Origin of the sequence: Microbacterium sp. NPDC089190, assembly GCF_040701795.1 — a bacterium.
Lineage (GTDB): Bacteria > Actinomycetota > Actinomycetes > Actinomycetales > Microbacteriaceae > Microbacterium > Microbacterium galbum.
The window spans coordinates 354,297-370,479 of the sequence record NZ_JBFBHF010000004.1 but is presented as its reverse complement, the minus strand read 5'-3'; the positions used below and the strand labels follow the sequence as shown (position 1 = coordinate 370,479).

The 16,183-nt window shown below is 70.7% G+C and carries 15 protein-coding genes; 10 read left to right on the top strand and 5 right to left on the bottom strand.

The genetic code is table 11. The annotated features are described in order from the left end of the window. Nucleotides 1–29: 29 nt before the first annotated feature. A complete protein-coding gene (locus tag AB0230_RS15130) occupies nucleotides 30–1,481 on the bottom strand; it encodes a helix-turn-helix transcriptional regulator (RefSeq protein ID WP_366376608.1) in 1,452 nt (483 codons plus the stop codon). A 432-nt stretch (nucleotides 1,482–1,913) separates the two neighbouring features. On the opposite strand from AB0230_RS15130, the gene AB0230_RS15125 reads away from it, so the two are divergent. Both AB0230_RS15125 and AB0230_RS15120 read left to right on the top strand, forming a co-directional pair. Continuing rightward, nucleotides 1,914–2,201, top strand: coding sequence for an HU family DNA-binding protein (locus tag AB0230_RS15125; protein ID WP_013584778.1), 288 nt, complete (start codon nucleotides 1,914–1,916; stop codon nucleotides 2,199–2,201). A 77-nt stretch (nucleotides 2,202–2,278) separates the two neighbouring features. Beyond that, nucleotides 2,279–4,264, top strand: coding sequence for a cytochrome c oxidase assembly protein (locus AB0230_RS15120; RefSeq protein WP_363577193.1), 1,986 nt, complete (start codon nucleotides 2,279–2,281; stop codon nucleotides 4,262–4,264). 46 nt (nucleotides 4,265–4,310) lie between these two features. Here the strand turns inward: AB0230_RS15120 and AB0230_RS15115 are convergent, their stop codons facing one another. Together AB0230_RS15115 and AB0230_RS15110 are read right to left on the bottom strand one after the other, a co-directional pair. Further along, complete coding sequence (locus AB0230_RS15115) at nucleotides 4,311–5,390, bottom strand: hypothetical protein (protein WP_363388638.1); 1,080 nt, start codon at nucleotides 5,388–5,390, stop codon at nucleotides 4,311–4,313. A 42-nt stretch (nucleotides 5,391–5,432) separates the two neighbouring features. Next, nucleotides 5,433–6,266 carry an NAD(P)/FAD-dependent oxidoreductase gene (locus AB0230_RS15110; RefSeq protein WP_366376605.1) on the bottom strand — a complete coding sequence of 278 codons (834 nt, stop codon included), beginning with the start codon at nucleotides 6,264–6,266 and terminating at the stop codon, nucleotides 5,433–5,435. 51 nt (nucleotides 6,267–6,317) lie between these two features. On the opposite strand from AB0230_RS15110, the gene AB0230_RS15105 reads away from it, so the two are divergent. Both AB0230_RS15105 and AB0230_RS15100 read left to right on the top strand, forming a co-directional pair. After that, nucleotides 6,318–6,845 (top strand): MerR family transcriptional regulator, encoded by a 528-nt coding sequence (locus tag AB0230_RS15105; protein ID WP_366376603.1) that lies wholly within the window; start codon nucleotides 6,318–6,320, stop codon nucleotides 6,843–6,845. Between the two features lie 81 nt (nucleotides 6,846–6,926). Next, complete coding sequence (locus AB0230_RS15100) at nucleotides 6,927–8,300, top strand: DEAD/DEAH box helicase (protein WP_366376601.1); 1,374 nt, start codon at nucleotides 6,927–6,929, stop codon at nucleotides 8,298–8,300. A gap of 3 nt (nucleotides 8,301–8,303) precedes the next feature. On the opposite strand, the gene AB0230_RS15095 is transcribed toward AB0230_RS15100, so the two are convergent. Continuing rightward, nucleotides 8,304–8,957, bottom strand: coding sequence for a biliverdin-producing heme oxygenase (locus tag AB0230_RS15095; RefSeq protein WP_363577187.1), 654 nt, complete (start codon nucleotides 8,955–8,957; stop codon nucleotides 8,304–8,306). Between the two features lie 187 nt (nucleotides 8,958–9,144). Between AB0230_RS15095 and AB0230_RS15090 the strand changes: the two genes are divergently transcribed. From AB0230_RS15090 to AB0230_RS15065, 6 genes are all read left to right on the top strand, one after another. Continuing rightward, entirely contained in the window at nucleotides 9,145–10,416 is a 1,272-nt protein-coding gene (locus tag AB0230_RS15090) for a serine hydrolase domain-containing protein (protein ID WP_366376599.1), read from the top strand. Nucleotides 10,417–10,423: 7 nt separating this feature from the next. After that, the gene (locus AB0230_RS15085) at nucleotides 10,424–11,332 is read left to right on the top strand and encodes an EamA family transporter (protein ID WP_363388656.1); all 909 of its coding nucleotides are present in this window, start codon (nucleotides 10,424–10,426) and stop codon (nucleotides 11,330–11,332) included. 79 nt (nucleotides 11,333–11,411) lie between these two features. Further along, nucleotides 11,412–11,741, top strand: a complete 330-nt coding sequence (locus AB0230_RS15080) for a DUF3140 domain-containing protein (RefSeq protein WP_366376597.1) — start codon at nucleotides 11,412–11,414, stop codon at nucleotides 11,739–11,741. A 49-nt stretch (nucleotides 11,742–11,790) separates the two neighbouring features. Then, complete coding sequence (locus AB0230_RS15075) at nucleotides 11,791–11,985, top strand: hypothetical protein (RefSeq protein ID WP_366376595.1); 195 nt, start codon at nucleotides 11,791–11,793, stop codon at nucleotides 11,983–11,985. Between the two features lie 60 nt (nucleotides 11,986–12,045). After that, nucleotides 12,046–13,044 carry a magnesium and cobalt transport protein CorA gene (locus tag AB0230_RS15070; protein WP_363577177.1) on the top strand — a complete coding sequence of 333 codons (999 nt, stop codon included), beginning with the start codon at nucleotides 12,046–12,048 and terminating at the stop codon, nucleotides 13,042–13,044. Nucleotides 13,045–13,172: 128 nt separating this feature from the next. Then, nucleotides 13,173–14,639, top strand: coding sequence for an amino acid permease (locus AB0230_RS15065; RefSeq protein ID WP_366376775.1), 1,467 nt, complete (start codon nucleotides 13,173–13,175; stop codon nucleotides 14,637–14,639). A 178-nt stretch (nucleotides 14,640–14,817) separates the two neighbouring features. Here AB0230_RS15065 and AB0230_RS15060 read toward each other — a convergent pair whose 3' ends face one another. Then, nucleotides 14,818–16,125 carry a cytochrome P450 gene (locus AB0230_RS15060; protein WP_366376592.1) on the bottom strand — a complete coding sequence of 436 codons (1,308 nt, stop codon included), beginning with the start codon at nucleotides 16,123–16,125 and terminating at the stop codon, nucleotides 14,818–14,820. Nucleotides 16,126–16,183 lie beyond the last annotated feature (58 nt).

Sequence of the window (16,183 nt, the reverse complement as noted above, 5' to 3'; positions counted from 1 at the left end):
TCCGAGAGGAGCCCCGCCCTTCGTCGTTCTCATGCCAGGATGCGCCGCAGTTCGACGACGGCGGCGCTGCGCGCGCCCACGCCGAGCTTGACGTCGATCGACCGCACCTGGCTCTTCACCGTGTTCAACGACACCCCGCGCGTGCGGGCGATGTCGGCGAGGCCGGCAGGCGTCAGCAGCAGCTCCGCGAGCGCGCGTTCGGTGGGAGTGAAGCCGTGCAGGTGGTCCGCCAACCGGGGCGCCTCGACCGGGGCGCCGACCGAGGCCAGGGCCGTGCGGATGTACGCGGCGGTCTCGGCGAGTTCGGGGTGCGTGCAGACCGCGGCGTCGACGAGCGCGGCGCATTCCTCCGGGGGGAGCATGATGAACGGGGTCATCGAATTCCCCGTGTGCGCGATGAGCAGGAGAGCCGATTCCATGCTCTGGGCGGCGCGGCGGTCGTCACCGAGGCGATGGAACGCGATGGCCCTCCGCAGCAACAGCGGTGTCAGCGTCCGCAGGCAGTGGTCGGAGTCGGAGGCCGCGCACGCTTCGGTCTCCGCGAGCATCTCCCGCTCTCGGCCGAGAAGCAGCAGTGCGCCGCCGCGCTGCATGGCGAAGCAGATACCGTGCCCCTCCGGGCTCTCCGCGGTGGAGAGCGAGGCGAGCGACTCGGCGTACTGCCCCTGCGCGAGCATGATGTCGGAGCGGATGCAGAGCAGGAAGTCGCGGATGAAGCGGTGGCTCATGCTGCGTTCGCTCCCGTGCAGCAGCTGCTGACAGGCGGCGAGACCGGCGGCGTGCTCGCCGTGGATGAGCCGGCCCATCGCGTCGATCGCCCGGGCCGAGTATCGCGAGTACGGGTCCGTCGGGTGCACGCGCTCGAGCTCTCGTGCCACCCCGCGCAAGCGCAGATGGTCCATGCGGGCGGCCGCCACCAGCGAGTCGGCGAGCAGCAGAAGGTACGACGACTCCTCCTCGGCCCATCCGCCTGTTCGGAACAGCGCGGAGGCGGCATCCATGGCGGGGTCGGCGGAGGTGTACTCCCCATTGAGGGCGAACCCCAGCGCCGTCACCGTGAGGGCGTAGAAGCGCGTCGCGTCGCTGTCGGCGAAGAGCTGAGCCTCACGGCCGAAGCGCACCGCGACCTGCGGCAGCCCGACGGCGCACAGGTACTCGCCGGCGCCGGCCAGGAGGACCGCGCGCGCCTCCATCGACAGCGAGGCCGGTCGGATCAGCCGGGTGCCGTCGAAGAAGCGCCAGACGAGGGCGGCGCCGTCGCCGAGGGCGTCGCGCCGGGCGCGGGCCGCGAACATCGCCGACAGCGCGCGAGCGCTCGAATCGGCCCAGACGCGGGGAGACGCCGGGGCTTCGACCTCCGACAGGAGGGAGAGGTGGCGCGGATCGGGGAGACCGTGCCCCGGTGCGAGGCGCAACGCGGTGGCGTTCACGGCGGCGCGCAGTGCGGCGCGCGCGTCGATGGACGTCTGCGTGCTCGGCATCCCCACACCCCCGGGCTCAGCTCACCCGACATCTTCATCCGATCGCGCGGTGGCTTCCGCGGATTGGGTCGCTGACATCGTACTTCGCACGTTCCACAGCGAATCCGGGTGACTCGTGAGAGCTCGGGGCGGGCCCGATGGTTCGCACTACAGTTCACCCGAGAAGGTCGGCGGGGTCGCCTCGTCCGTGACGGGGACGGCCTGGCCGCGGCATCGACCGGCTGCGCTCGACGTCGTCGACCGGCCTCACGCCGTCGGTCGGGAGCCGAACGACGGCGACACGCCGCGCAGATCGGGGCGAAATCCGACAGAATCCGCGTAATTCCGCGGTTCGGTTGATACTGTCGAGGCGGTCTCCCGACCACCGAGGAGGATTCCTCCTCGTCCGCGTAACGAGAGGCGACATCCGTCGTCGCCTGGAGGACAAACCACATGGCCGACAAGTCCATCACCAAGACCGAGCTCGTCGCGAGCATCGCCAGCGCGACCGGGCAGAGCCAGTCCGCCGTGTCGGGCGTGCTCGACTCCCTCTTCTCCACCGTCTCCGAGGCGGTCGCCAAGGGCAGCAAGGTCTCGATCCCCGGCTGGATCGCCTTCGAGCAGGTCGCCACGTCGGCTCGCACGGGCCGCAACCCGCAGACGGGCGAGGAGATCTCCATCCCCGCCGGCAAGCGCGTCAAGGTCACCGCGGGCTCGAAGCTCAAGGCCGCCGTCAAGTAAGACGACACCGAACCATCGAAGGGGGGATGCCAGCGGCATCCCCCCTTCGTCGTCCCCGCGCGACGTAGGCTGGCAAGGTGAATCCCCGACTGCTGCGCGTGGCGGGACCCGTCATCCTGATCGTGGTCTCGCTGATCGCCGTCGTCGTCGGCCTCGCGTACGGCGGGGGAGCGGCGGCACCCCAGCTCGCCGATCCCGGTCCGGTCGTGCGGTGGGGGCTCCCCATCGCCACGGTCGCCGTCAACCTCGCGGCCGCGACCATGGTCGGCTCGCTCGTGCTCGCGCTGTTCGCCCTCAAGGCCGGAGAGCGTCCTTTCGAGATCGCCCTCGACACGGCCTCGATCGGCGCCGCGGTGTTCACGGTCGCGGCCGCCGCGACCGGATACCTGACCTTCCTCAACGTCCTGAACGCCAAGCCCACGCTCGATGCGGTGTTCGGTCAGCAGCTGGGGCGCTTCCTCGTCGAGAGCCCCGTGGGGCAGGCGTGGCTCATCACCACCATCGCCGGTGCGGTGCTCACGGTGCTGACTTTCGCCGTGCGTTCCTGGATCCCGACGATGCTCGTGGCGATCGCCGCGCTCGCGTCGCTCATCCCCATGGGCACGCAGGGCCACACCGGCGCCGAGACGAGCCACGACGCGGCGGTCACCTCCCTCGTGCTGCACATCGTCGCCGCCGCCGTCTGGCTCGGCGGCCTCGTGCTCCTCGTCGTGCTGCGTCCCGCGATGACGCGGCCGCAGCTGCAGACGACGCTGCTGCGCTATTCGTCGCTCGCCCTCGTCGCGTTCATCGTCGTCGCGATCTCGGGCACCGTCCGCGCCTCGATCGGTCTCCAGGGCCTGCAGAACCTGTGGTCGGCGTACGGCGTCCTCGTGCTGGTGAAGGTCGGTGCCCTGATCGCGATGGGCGTGCTCGGCGCGTGGTACCGCCGTCGCCTCATCGCGCGCATGGCCGACGAGCCCGGTTCGCGGCGCTTCTGGGGCGTCGTCTCTCTCGAGCTGGTGTTCATGGGCGTCGCCAGCGGCATCGCCGCCGCCCTGGCCCGCACCCCTCCTCCCGGGGAGGCGTCGCTGGTCGGCACCTCGCCCGCCGAGGTGCTGACCGGCAGCCCGCTGCCGCCCGACCTGACCCTCGAGCGCTGGTTCACCGCGTACAACGTCGACCTGCTGTGGACGCTCGTCGTGGTGGGCGGGTTGTTCTTCTACCTCGCCGGCGTCTGGCGACTCCTGCGGCGCGGCGACTCGTGGCCGATCTACCGCACGGTGCTGTGGTGCCTGGGCATGTTCGGGGTGTTCTGGGTGACCTCGGGACCGGTGAACGTCTACCAGGACTACCTGTTCAGCATGCACATGATCGGGCACATGCTGCTGTCGATGGCGATCCCGCTCATGCTGGTCGCCGGGGCGCCGGTCTCGCTGGCGGCTCGCGCCATCCGCAAGCGCGACGACGGCACCCGCGGCGGCCGCGAGTGGATCCTGTGGGCCGTGCACAACCCGGTCGCGACGGTGCTCACCAACCCCTACGTGGCGGCAGGCTTGTTCATCGGGTCGCTGTGGGCGTTCTACTACACCGACCTCTTCCGCTGGTCGCTCTACGACCACGTCGGGCACATCTGGATGGTCGCGCACTTCCTGGTGGTCGGGTACCTCTTCGTGCTCAGCCTCATCGGGATCGACCCCGTCCCCTACCGGCTGCCCTACCCGATGCGTCTGCTCGTGCTCATCGCCGTCATGGCCATGCACGCTTTCTTCGGCATCGCCATCATGATGAACTCCGGCCTCATGGTCGCGGAGTGGTTCGGCGCGATGGGACGCACGTGGGGAGCGACTCCGTTGCAGGACCAGTACGTCGGGGGCGGCGTCGCCTGGTCGGTCGGGGAGATCCCGACGCTGATCCTCGCGATCGCGGTGGCCATCCAGTGGAGTCGCAGCGACGAGCGCCAGCAGCGGCGTCGCGACCGTCACGTCGATCGCGTGGGTGACCTGGAACTCGACGCCTACAACGAAGAGCTCGCCCGCCTTGCGGAGCGCGACGCGCGGGTCGCCGCGCGCGGCGGCAACTGACCCGCACCCGCGGGGTCGGCTCCGCGCGGAGGGTAATCGGTCCGCCTCAGTCGGCGGAGCCGCCGACGAGGATCGATGCGGTGCCGTCGGGGAGCACGGTGATCTGACCGTCGACGCGGAACGGCACGTCCTCCTCCACCGTGCGGACGCTGCCGTCGAAGATCGAGCGGATCTCGACGTCGATGTGTGCGACCGCCTTGGCCGAGGGGATCCGCCATCCGGCACCGTCGGGAACCACGGTCACGACCGGCTGCTCGACGATCGACCACGTCGGCGCCCCGTCGATGCGGTTGCGCACGGTGAAACCGAAGGGGCACCCGGTGGGCTGCAGCACCTTCTGCTCGGCGCAGGCGGTGAGGAATCCTTCGACGCGGTCCTGAACGACGCCGATGAACTCCTCCGTCGGCTCGGCCTGCACCTCGACCGGGATGCCGACGAGCGGCGCGTCGGCGAGCACGGCGACCCCCGGGGTCGCCGAGATCGCGGTGTCGACGGCGACGGAGTAGAGACCGGGTGAGAACACCAGCAGGGGCACGTCGGCGGACGGGTCGGCATCCGCCCCGTCGATGGAGACCTGCCGCTTGTCGACCTCGAAGCCGTTCACCGAGAAGCGCATCGACCCCCCGACGTTCAGTTCCATGACCGACAGGGGACTGCGGGCGAACCGCCAGCGGGGGAGCACGCCTTCGCCGGGGTCGTGCTCGATCGCGAACGTCGTCGTGCCGGAGTACCCGCCGGTCGTGTAGGACACCGTGACCCGCGCCTGGTCTCCATCGACCGTCTCGTCGGTGACGGTGGCATCCGTCACGGTCGTCAGGGCCTCGGGGCGCAGCAGCGCCTCGGATGCGGTGGCCGGGAGTCCGCGCGCCTCCAGTTCGGCGGAATCCACGGCGACACCCGGCACCGCCAACGCCTCGGCTGTGCGGTGCTCCTGCAGCAGCTCGAGGTAGTGCAGCACGAAGGCGCGTGGGCTGTAGAACTCCCGATAGAGCGAGGCGGCCCCCGCGCCGAGGGCGGCGATCAGGAGGACGGCGACCAGGATCATCGCGGGGATCTCACGGCGCAGGCGCGTGCGCGCGCCGCTGACGCCCCTGGGCGTCGCGGGGCCCCCGCCTGCGTTGTCCACGCCTCCAGTGTAGGAAGCGCGCCTGGGCAGGTGCCGCGCGCGTTACAGTGCGACCCGCGATTGCACCACGGCGACCGCCGCGAGCTGCCCTCCGGCGATCGCCGCCGCCAGCGAGAAGAGGGGCCCGGGCAGATGGTCGGGCTGGGCGATGTCGCCCACGGCGTACACGCCCTCGACGCTCGTGCGGCCGAACGGGTCGGTGCGGACGGCGCCGGAGTCCTGGCGCTGCACGCCGATCCGTTCGAGGAGATCACCGCGCGGCCGCCAGGTCGGGGCGACGAACGCCCCCGCGACCTCGAGCTCGGAGCCGTCGTCCAGGTCGAGCCGCAGGCCCCCGGGTCGTCCGACGACCTCGCGCACGGCGGCGGGGTCGACGACGTGGACCTCGGATGCCACGGGCTCGAGCATGCGGGCGAGAGCCGACGCGTGGTCGGACCCGTTCACGACGGCGACCGGGCGCCCCGCGAACTCGTGGCCGTGGCAGAACGGGCAGTTGGCGACGGTGTCGCCCCAGTGCTCCGCGAGTCCCGGGATCGCGGGGAGCTCGTCGGCGACCCCCGTCGCGACGATGACGGCGTGCGTCCGGTGCTCTTCGCCGTCGACGACGACCCGCAGGGCGCCCTCGACCGAGGCGACGTCGGTGGCCACGGCATCCCTCGTCTCGACCGTGTCGTAGGCGGCGATCTCGGCGCGGGCGAGGCGCCGGAGCTCGGCCGGGTCGCGGCCGTCGTTGGTGAGCAGGTTGTGGGCGTGGCGCACGGTGGCGTTGCGATACTCGCCCGAGTCCAGCAGCAGGGTGCGGCGGTGCATGCGCCCCAGGGTCAGGGCCGCCTGCAGTCCCGCGGGGCCGCCTCCGATGATGATCGCGTCGTACACGATGAGCTCCTTCCGCTTGCATTCGGATCCATCGTGTGACTTCATGTCGACATGAAGTCAAGCGGCGAATCCATCGGCGCCACGGCGGCGCGGTTCGGGCTCGAAACCCACGTGCTCCGCCACTGGGAGGACGAGCGCCTGCTCGAACCCGCGCGCGACGCAGCGGGACGGCGCCGCTTCGACGAGGACGACATCGTGCGCATCGCCGTGATCCTGCGCAACAAGGCGGCGGGGCTCTCGCTCGAGCAGATCCGGGTGCTGCTCGACGAGGGAGCGCCCGACCGGCACCGGGTGCTCGAGGAGCACATCGCCGAGCTCGACCGTCGCGCCGCCGACATCGCCCAGGCGCGCGCGATGACCGAGCACGCTCTGCGGTGCCGTTCGCACGACATCACGCAGTGCCCCCGGTTCCGCAGTCACGTCGGCGACGTGCTGTCGGGACAGGCGCGCTGGCTCCTCGGCCGAACGGAGCCGATGGGCGGGCCCGTCGGCCGCACCGAGCCCGCGGGCGGCCCGGTCGGCGACGCCGGGCCCGCGGGCGGCCCGGTCGCCGTGGCATCCGGATCCGCTCCGGCGTGAACGCGGCGGACGCGCGGGGGTGCGACGGCCGCGTTCCACACCGCGCCCGCCGCCGCGCGCGGCGCGAACTAGCATGAACCGGTGACCACGCCGCCCCTCTCCGCCGAGCAGCAGGCGCTGTTCCGGCTGATCGAGGACACCCGCGAGCACGTCTTCGTCACCGGTCGCGCCGGCACCGGCAAGTCGACGCTGCTGCAGCACCTGGCGTGGAACACCAAGAAGCAGATCGCGGTCTGCGCGCCCACCGGGGTGGCGGCGCTGAACGTCGAGGGCCAGACCATCCACTCGCTCTTCCGCCTGCCGATCGGTCTCATCGCGAACGGCGACATCGACCAGAACGACGCGACCCGCAAGATCCTCAACGCGATCGACACACTCGTCATCGATGAGATCTCGATGGTCAACGCCGACCTGATGGATGCCATCGACCGCTCGCTCCGGCAAGCTCGCGGTCGTCGATCGGAGGCGTTCGGCGGCACGCAGATCGTCATGTTCGGCGATCCCTACCAGCTGGCGCCCGTGCCGCCGCGGGGCGATGAGGCGCGTTACATCCAGGACCACTACCGCTCGTTCTGGTTCTTCGACGCCAAGGTCTGGTCCGGCGAGGCCGCCACCGACGGGCTGATCGACATCGGCCGGCACGGTGCCGACCTGCACGTCAACGAGCTCGTCGAGATCCACCGGCAGTCCGACCCCGGGTTCAAGCAGCTGCTCAACGCCGTGCGCTACGGACGAGTGACGGCCGAGATGGCCGGCATCCTGAACGCCGCCGGTGCCCGCACGCCGCCGCACCCGGCCGACGGCGAGCACCCGATCATCACGCTCGCCACCCGCAACGACCGCGTCAACACCATCAACCGCAAGCACCTCGACGAGCTCATCGGGCGCACGCAGACCGCGAACGCCGAGATCTCGGGCGACTTCGGCCGTGGCGAGGCGAACTACCCCGCCGAGATGGAGCTCACGCTCAAGGTCGGCGCTCAGGTGATGTTCCTGCGCAACGACGGTGCGCAGTTCGGCGAGGCCCCCCGGTGGGTCAACGGCACGATCGGCACCGTGACCCGCATCGCGGGCGACAGTGTGCGCGTCGAGGTCGACGGCGTCGAGCACGACGTCGAGCCCGCGGTCTGGGAGAGGTACCGCTATGCGTACGACCCGGGCACCAAGAACCTCTCGCGGGAGATCGTCGCGGAGTTCACGCAGTTCCCGCTGCGTCTCGCCTGGGCCGTGACCATCCACAAGTCCCAGGGCAAGACGTACGACCGGGCCGTCGTCGATCTGGGCGCCGGCGCGTTCGCCCCCGGGCAGACCTACGTCGCCCTCAGCCGCCTCACCTCGCTCGACGGGCTCTACCTGTCGCGGTCGCTGCGCCCGAGCGACATCCGCGTCGACGAAGACGTCCGTCGGTTCATGAAGCAGGCGTGGTTGTCGCGCCAGGAGGCGGCGAAGGCGTGAGCCTCAGGCGACGTGCGCGCTCTTGGCGCGCGTGAGGTCGGCGAAGAGCTCCGTCGTGAACCGATAGGCGACCAGCACCTCGGCGATCACCCGCTCCTTCTCGTCGTCGTCCCAGGGGGCGGTGTCGAGCTGTTCGCGGTAGACGCTCTTGAAGGCGCGCGGGTCGGCGATGTCGCCGAAGAGCAGGAATCCGATGCCGTTGGTCTCGAAGCCGAAGCGGCGCTGCATGAGACGGCCGATCGATGGTCCGCCCGAGAGGTCGCCGAGCAGGCGCGTGTAGTGATGCGCCACGAAACCGCCCGGCCAGGTCGCGGCGACGCGGCGGATGCGCGACACGTAGGCCTGCGTCGTCGGCAGGGGGCGGATGCTCTCGCGCCACTCCGGTCCGATGAGGAACGCCAGATCCGCCTCGAGCGCGGGCAGTCGCGAGGTGCGATCGCGGAGGAAGACGGATGCCACCGGGTCGAGGCGCATGCGCACGGCTGCGTCTTCGAGGGCCGCGTAGATGAACCAGTGCTGGGCGATGAGGGCGATGTAGTCGTCGCGGGTGCCGGCACCGGTGAGCAGGTCGGTCATGAACCCATCGCACTCGCTCGAGGAGTGCGCGCTGCTGGAGCGTTCGCGCAGGGCGAGGGAGAACGGGACCACGGCGTTCATGCGGCCATCATACGCATTCACTTAGGCTGACCTAACCCCTAAGGCGGCCCGAGTTCCGATCAGACCACGCAGTCGTGATGCAGACGTGACGGGCGGGCGGTGCAAGGGGCGATTGCGCTCAGGTCCCGTGTGTTTGAATCGAGGGAGCGTACGCGTGTCCGCGTGCGGAAGTGCTGGGGGTATCCACATGGCCAGATGGCGTCGTTCCGCGGCCATCGCGATCGCGAGCGCGGGAGCACTGGCACTCGCGCTGAGTGGCTGCACGGCGCAGCAGTCGGTGTCGATCGACGTCCCGGCGCAGGTCGACGCGCCTCTGCCCGAGGCCACGGTCGCAGAACTGCAGGATGCCGTCACTTCGGCGATGACCGCGACGGGCTCGACCGGAGCGATCGTCGGGGTGTGGGCGCCGTGGAGCGGCACGTGGGTCTCGGGCGTGGGAACGCAGGGCCCCGGGGGCGCGGAGGTCACCAGCGATCTCTCCTTCCGTGCCACCGAAGTGACCGGCGCGATGACCTGCGACATCCTGTACGGTCTCGCGGCCGACGGGACCGTCGCGATGAGCGACCCGATCAACAAGTGGGTCAGCAATCTCCCCGGCTACGACGACATCACCCTGCGCGAGCTGTGCGACGGAACGTCGGGGCTCGCTTCGTACACCGCCACTCTGGAGGCGACGGTGCTCGCCAACCCCGACCGCGTGTGGAACCCGCGCGAACTCCTGGCCTACGGCATCGCGCGCCCGCGCCTGAACGCGCCCGGAGACGCCTACGGAACCTCGGCGACCAACTACCTCATCGCCGGTCTCGCAGCCGAGCGGGCGACGAACGAGACGCTCTCCACCCTGATCGCGGAGCGTGTGACGCAGCCGCTCGGCCTCTCGTCGACGTCGCTGCCGGCGCCCGCCCCGGCGACCCCCGGCCCGTCCTCGCTGCCGGGGTACTGGTCGCAGCCGAATGCCGAGGGCGCGTGGAACTGCACCGACCCGGTCGAGTTCACCGAGATGTCGTCGAGCTACGGCGGCGCGGCCGCCGGGGCCGTCACCTCCATCGGCGATCTCGGTCGATACGCCCAGGCGCTCGCCACCAAGGCTCTCCTGCCCGCCGACAGCGATCGCTTCGCCGCCCCCGTGCCCGTGGGCCCCGACCAGCCGTCGTGGTTCACCGCCGCCGGCGGCACGTTCCAGGCGGGTTCGCTCATCGGGCAGTTCGGGTGGACGCCGGGCTACATGACTGCCGCCTTCGCCGATCCCCAGAGCGGCATGTCGGTCGCGGTGGTGCTGAACAACTCGGGTGGAAACAAGCTCACCGGCGCGTGGCTGGCGTGGGAACTCGCGGCGATCGCCTCGAAGGCGCCCGCCGCGCAGGGACAGACGTTGCCTGAGGCGGGCCTGCCCTGGACGGCCGAGCAGATGCGCGACAGCATCGCCCAGAACGCGATCTGCGCACCTCCCGCCTCGTGACCGAACGATGAGCGCGCGCGGCGGACAGGGCTCGGCCGCCGCTCTCGTGTTCGTCGGCCTGGCCTGCCAGGAGGTGGGCGCGTCGTTCGCGGTGATGCTCTTCCCCCAGACCGGGCCGCTCGGCATCGTCATGCTGCGCCTGGTCTTCTCGGCGCTGCTGCTGCTCGCGATCGCGCGCCCGCGCCTGCGGGGGCACACGGGCGTCGCCTGGCGGTCGGTGGTGGTGTTCGGCGTGGTGCTGGCATCGATGAACGGGCTGTTCTACCTCGCCCTCGAGAGGCTCCCGCTGGGTGTCACCGTGACGATCGAGGTGCTCGGGCCGCTCACCCTCTCGATCCTCACCGCGACGGGGGCGGCCCGCTGGCTGTGGGCGGGGCTCGCCCTGGCGGGAGTGGTCGCGCTCGGCGCCGGCGGATGGGACCGCCTCGACGCCCTCGGCGTGGTCTTCGCTCTCGGCGCGGCCGTCAGCTGGGCCCTGTACATCCTGTCGTCGGCGCGCGTGGGGCGACAGTTCCCGCGTCTGGACGGCCTCGCGCTCGCGATGGCGGTCGGCGCGTGCCTGGCGCTGCCCTTCGGCCTCTGGCAGGCGGGGCCCGCGCTGCTGCGCGTGGACATCCTCGCCCTCGGGGCCGCCGTCGCGCTGCTGTCGTCGACCATCCCCTACGCGCTCGAACTCGTCGCCCTGCGCCGCCTGCCGGCGTCGGCGTTCGCGATCATGATGAGCCTCGGCCCCGCGACGGCCTCGATCGCCGGCTTCGCGCTGCTCGGGCAGAAGCTGTCGCTGCTCGAGGTGGCCGGTATCGCCCTGGTCATCGCGGCCAGCATCGGCGCGGTGCTCGCCGCCGCGCGGCGCGGCGCGGGGTCGCGGCATCCCGGGCCCGACGCCGAGGAGCCGCTCAGCGAGCCCGTCGGCTGACCGGGCGAAGGGGATGCCATGGCCCCGCCATCGGCGCAAGGGGGCCGTCGCGCGCCCGGGCGCTGGCCAGGATGACGACATGAGCGACGACGACGACCAGACCCGCAGCGACTTCGATGACGCGGTCAACATGACCGCGAGCGAGCTGAAGAAGTGGCTCGACACCGACGAGTCGAAGTCCGTGGGGCAGAAGAAGGACGGCGGCGAATCGACCGGTCACGAGAGCGGCCGCCACATCGTGCGCATCCTCGAGAAGAAGAAGGCCGACCTCACCGACGAAGACCTCGCCCACATGCGTAAGGTCGTCGGCTACGTCAAGCGGCACAGTGCGCAGAAGCCGAAGGGCGACGTGACCGACACCGATTGGCGCTACTCGCTGATGAACTGGGGCCACGACCCGAAGAAGTGACCCGCGGCGGGTCGGAGAGGCGGGAGGGCTTCGACGCTATGGTGCAGCTGTGAACCGTGGAAATCTCGCACCCGTGCTCGGCTGGGCTCTCGTCGTCATCGGTCTGTTCAATCTGGTGCTGGCCGTCGTCGACATCTCGTCGGGCGCGAGCGTCGGCAACAACGTGCTGTCGGCCGGTCTGGGCGTCATCCTCGTGATCGCGGGTGTGCTGCAACTCACCACCAAGGGGCGCACGCGGCGGTAGGACGCCGGCGCCGCGGTCAGCGTCATCCCTCGTCCACCTGAGAGGGGTAGAACGGTAGACATGCCCATCATCGACAGCGCGGTCTACGTCGACGGTCACCGCATCGAGAACCCCTCGAGCCTCGACCAGACCTTCGAGTACATGGAGGCGCACGGCGGGATGGCCTGGATCGGCCTGCTGCGCCCGTCTCCCGAAGAACTCGAGCGCGTGGCCGCGGAGTTCTCCCTGCATCCGCTCGCCGTCGAGGACGCGCTGACAGGTCACCAGCGCGCGAAGCTCGAGCGCTACGGGCAGAACCTGTTCACGGTGCTGCGTCCCGCGCGCTACATCGACGAGACCGAGACCGTCGAGTTCGGCGAGCTGCACGTGTTCATCGGCGCGGACTTCGTGGTGACCGTGCGCCACGCCGAGGTCCCCGACCTGGCGCGGGTACGCCGGCGCCTCGAGAGGAACCCCGATCTGCTCGCGCGCGGCCCCGAGGCGGTGCTGTACGCGATCCTCGACGAGGTCGTCGACCAGTACGACCCGGTCGCCCGGGGGCTCCAGAACGACGTCGACGAGATCGAGGACGGTCTGTTCAGCGAGGGCGGCGCCGACCTCACCCAGCGCATCTACCAGCTCGCGCGCGAGGTCATCCACTTCCAGCGTGCGGTCGAACCGCTCCGCGACATGCTCGAGGCTCTGCTGCGCGGCGCCGACAAGTACGGCGTCGACATCGAACTGCAGCGCTCGCTGCGCGACGTGCTCGACCACGTGCTGCGTCAGGGCGAGAAGCTCACGGCGCTGCGCGCGATCCTCGACAACGCCCTCACCGTCAACGCGACGCTCGTGACGCAGCGTCAGACCGAGACCTCGCTCGAGCAGAACGACCAGGTGAAGAAGATCTCGGGGTGGGCGGCGATCCTCTTCGGCCCGTCCCTGGTGGGCGCGATCTACGGCATGAACTTCCGGAACATGCCGGAGCTCGACTGGACCTTCGGCTACCCGATGGCGCTCGGCCTCATGGCGGCGACCTCCTTCGGGCTCTGGCTGACGTTCAAGCGCAAGCACTGGCTCTGATCCGGGGGCGGGCGCAGACGGCTGCGGATGCCGGGCTTCGCGGCGCGCTTCCTGGACAGTCGCTGCGCGAATCGCACGATGGGTAGGTGACTGACACCACCCCGGGCTCCGGCGACGCGGCCGCGCCGATCCACACCTCGACCGTGCAGCTCGAGGACAGCGGCTACCACAAGCGACTGACCTCTCGTCAGGTGCAGATGATCGCCATCGGCGGCGCTATCGGCACGGGACTCTTCCTCGGCGCCGGCGGCCGTCTCGCCCAGGCGGGACCCGCGATCGTTCTGTCGTACGCGGTCTGTGGTCTGTTCGCGTTCTTCATCCTGCGCGCGCTCGGGGAGCTCGTGCTCCACCGGCCGACCTCGGGCTCGTTCGTCTCGTACGCGCGCGAGTTCTTCGGAGAGAAGGCCGCGTTCGTCTCGGGCTGGTTCTACTGGATCAACTGGGCCACGACCACGATGGTCGACATCACCGCGGCCGCGCTGTACATGAACTTCTTCGGCAAGTACGTGCCGTGGATCGCCGCGGTCCCGCAATGGGTGTGGGCGCTGGCCGCGCTCGTCACCGTGCTCGCCGTCAACCTCGTCTCGGTGAAGGTGTTCGGAGAGCTCGAGTTCTGGTTCGCGCTCATCAAGGTCGCCGCCCTCGTGGCGTTCCTGCTCGTCGGCATCTACTTCGTCGTCTTCGGCACCCCCACGGGTGCGCCCACCGGCTTCTCGTTGATCGCCGACAACGGCGGTTTCTTCCCCAACGGCATCCTTCCCGCGATCATCCTCATGCAGGGCGTCGTCTTCGCGTACGCATCGATCGAGCTCATCGGCACCGCCGCGGGCGAGACGAAGAACCCCGAGAAGGTCATGCCGCGCGCGATCAACTCGGTGATCATCCGCGTCGCGGTGTTCTACGTCGGTTCGGTGCTGCTGCTGTCGCTGCTGCTGCCGTTCACCGCGTACTCGAAGGACGAGAGCCCGTTCGTGACGTTCTTCGCCTCGATCGGCGTACCCGGGGTCGACGTCATCATGAACCTCGTCGTGCTGACGGCGGCGCTGTCGTCGTTGAACGCCGGTCTCTACTCCACCGGACGCATTCTGCGCTCGATGGCGGTCGCGGGGTCGGCACCGAAGTTCGCCGCCCGCATGAACAAGGCGGGCGTGCCCTACGGCGGCATCGCCATCACCGCGTTCGTGGCCCTCTTCGGCGTGGTGATCAACTACGTCAATCCGAGCGACGCGTTCGAGACCGTGCTGAACGTCGCCGCCGTCGGCATCCTGGTCACCTGGGCGACCATCATCGTGTGCCAGATGCGTCTGAAGCAGCTCGCAGACCGGGGCGAGCTCGTACGCCCCTCGTTCCGGCTGTTCTGGGCGCCGTACACGGGATACCTGACCCTGGTGTTCCTGGCCGTGGTGCTCGTGCTGGTGTTCATCGATTCGCCGGCGACGCTCGTCGTGGCCGTCGTCGCGAGCCTGCTGATCACCGCGGGCTGGTTCGCGTGCCGCAAGCGCATCGCCGAGCTCGCCGCCGAGCGCGAGGGCTACACGGGCACGGTGCCGGTGGTGCCGAGCCCGTTCCCGCAGCCGCGCGACACGAAGGACTGAGCCGGCCGCTCTCCCTCCTCGGCTCGTGGGTACGCGCCTCAGCCCGAGCGGCATCGCCGGGTGCGTTCCGCGGGCTGAGCCGCGGCATCCGTGTCGTGAGGACAGGGGATGCCACCGCGACAGGCCGTCCCGCCGCTGATCGCCCTGTTCTCGCGGTGCAGCCTGTCCCCGTGACGAGTCAGCCCCGGTGGAACGGGCAGCCCGACGGCGCGTCCGCGCGGCGCACGCGACCGCCGGAGCGCGGCTTCGTCGGCATCCGCCGCCGGTTCACGTCGAGACCGCGGCCCGAGATGCGCAGGCGCGGGTCGCTGAGCACCGCGATGGATGCCGCGAGCCCGGCGATCGCGAGCTTCTCGCCCGGGCAGCGGTGGCCGGTACGCACGTCGGCACCGCCGTGGGGGACGAAAGCGCGGATGGCTTCGTAATCGTCGACACCGACGAAGCGCTCCGGGTCGAAGGAGGAGGGGCGCTCCCACTCGCGGGTGTCGGTGTCGGTGCCGAGGATGTCGAGCACGACCCGACCGCCCTTCGCCACGCGCTGCCCGTCGAGCTCGACATCGGTCTCGGCCCACGCTGGCAGCATCGGCACGAAGGGCGCGGTGCGGCGGATCTCCTGCGCGAAGGCCGTCGCCAGCTCCCCGCCGACGAGCGATCCGCGCTCCGCGGTCTCGGCGGCGATGCGCTCGCGCCACTCCGGGCGGTCGTGCAGCTCCTTCGCGGCGAACGCGACGAAGCGCGAGACCGCGATCATCGGGCGGAAGCTGTTCTGCAGCTCGACGCCGGCGCGCTTCGCGGGCAGCAGGTCGCCCGAGCGGTCGCGGTGCCACGCCCAGGCGTGCAGGGCGGTGCCCTCGGCGGGGTCGAGCGTCCCCTCGCGCACGGCGTCGATGAGCGCCGCAGCATGGCGGTCGGACCAGCGGCGGTTGGCCAGGGCCAGCAGGAACTCGGGTGAGTACGGCACACCGAAGCCGTCGACGATCTGCGCCTGACGCTTCGCCCACCGCGTTTGCGCCGCCGCCGTGCCCGGGATGCCGGCCCACCGCATGATCGCGCGCCCCAGTGCTCCCACGGCGGCGTCGTACGCCGACCGGTCGCCGCCGCCGACCCAGGCGTCGAGTTCGCCCTGCCACTGCCGCTCGAGCTCGGGGAGCAGGCGCGCGACCTCGACGTCGTCGTAGAGCACGTCGACGAACGTCGCCTTGCGGTGGCGGTGCTCGTCGCCGTCGAGGCTGTGCACCGAGCCGTGGCCGAACAGCGACTCCTGGATGAACGCGGGCATCGCCCCGTGCCGGCGGGTGCGGGACTCGTCGTAGAAGAGCGCCACGCCCTCCTCGCCCCGCACGAAGAGCGCCTCGCGCCCGAGCAGGCGGAACGGGACGGCACGGGCGCCGCGGTCGGCGCGCCGCCAGAGGTGCGCGCCGAAACCGTAGCCGCGCACGAGGAGCGAGAGCGAGTCGTCGCGGAGAAGGGCGAGGGGGGATGCCATGTCCCCACGGTTCCATGCCGGCGGGGAGATCGTGGAGGGGGCGGCGCGCGCCCGGTCG

Coding starts and splice junctions, on each gene's coding strand:
- AB0230_RS15130 (WP_366376608.1), bottom strand. CDS start 1,481: ATGCCGAGCACGCAGACGTCCATCGACGCGCGCGCCGCACTGCGCGCC.
- AB0230_RS15125 (WP_013584778.1), top strand. CDS start 1,914: ATGGCCGACAAGTCCATCACCAAGACCGAGCTCGTCGCGAGCATCGCC.
- AB0230_RS15105 (WP_366376603.1), top strand. CDS start 6,318: ATGAAGTCAAGCGGCGAATCCATCGGCGCCACGGCGGCGCGGTTCGGG.
- AB0230_RS15095 (WP_363577187.1), bottom strand. CDS start 8,957: ATGAACGCCGTGGTCCCGTTCTCCCTCGCCCTGCGCGAACGCTCCAGC.
- AB0230_RS15090 (WP_366376599.1), top strand. CDS start 9,145: ATGGCCAGATGGCGTCGTTCCGCGGCCATCGCGATCGCGAGCGCGGGA.
- AB0230_RS15085 (WP_363388656.1), top strand. CDS start 10,424: ATGAGCGCGCGCGGCGGACAGGGCTCGGCCGCCGCTCTCGTGTTCGTC.
- AB0230_RS15080 (WP_366376597.1), top strand. CDS start 11,412: ATGAGCGACGACGACGACCAGACCCGCAGCGACTTCGATGACGCGGTC.
- AB0230_RS15070 (WP_363577177.1), top strand. CDS start 12,046: ATGCCCATCATCGACAGCGCGGTCTACGTCGACGGTCACCGCATCGAG.
- AB0230_RS15060 (WP_366376592.1), bottom strand. CDS start 16,125: ATGGCATCCCCCCTCGCCCTTCTCCGCGACGACTCGCTCTCGCTCCTC.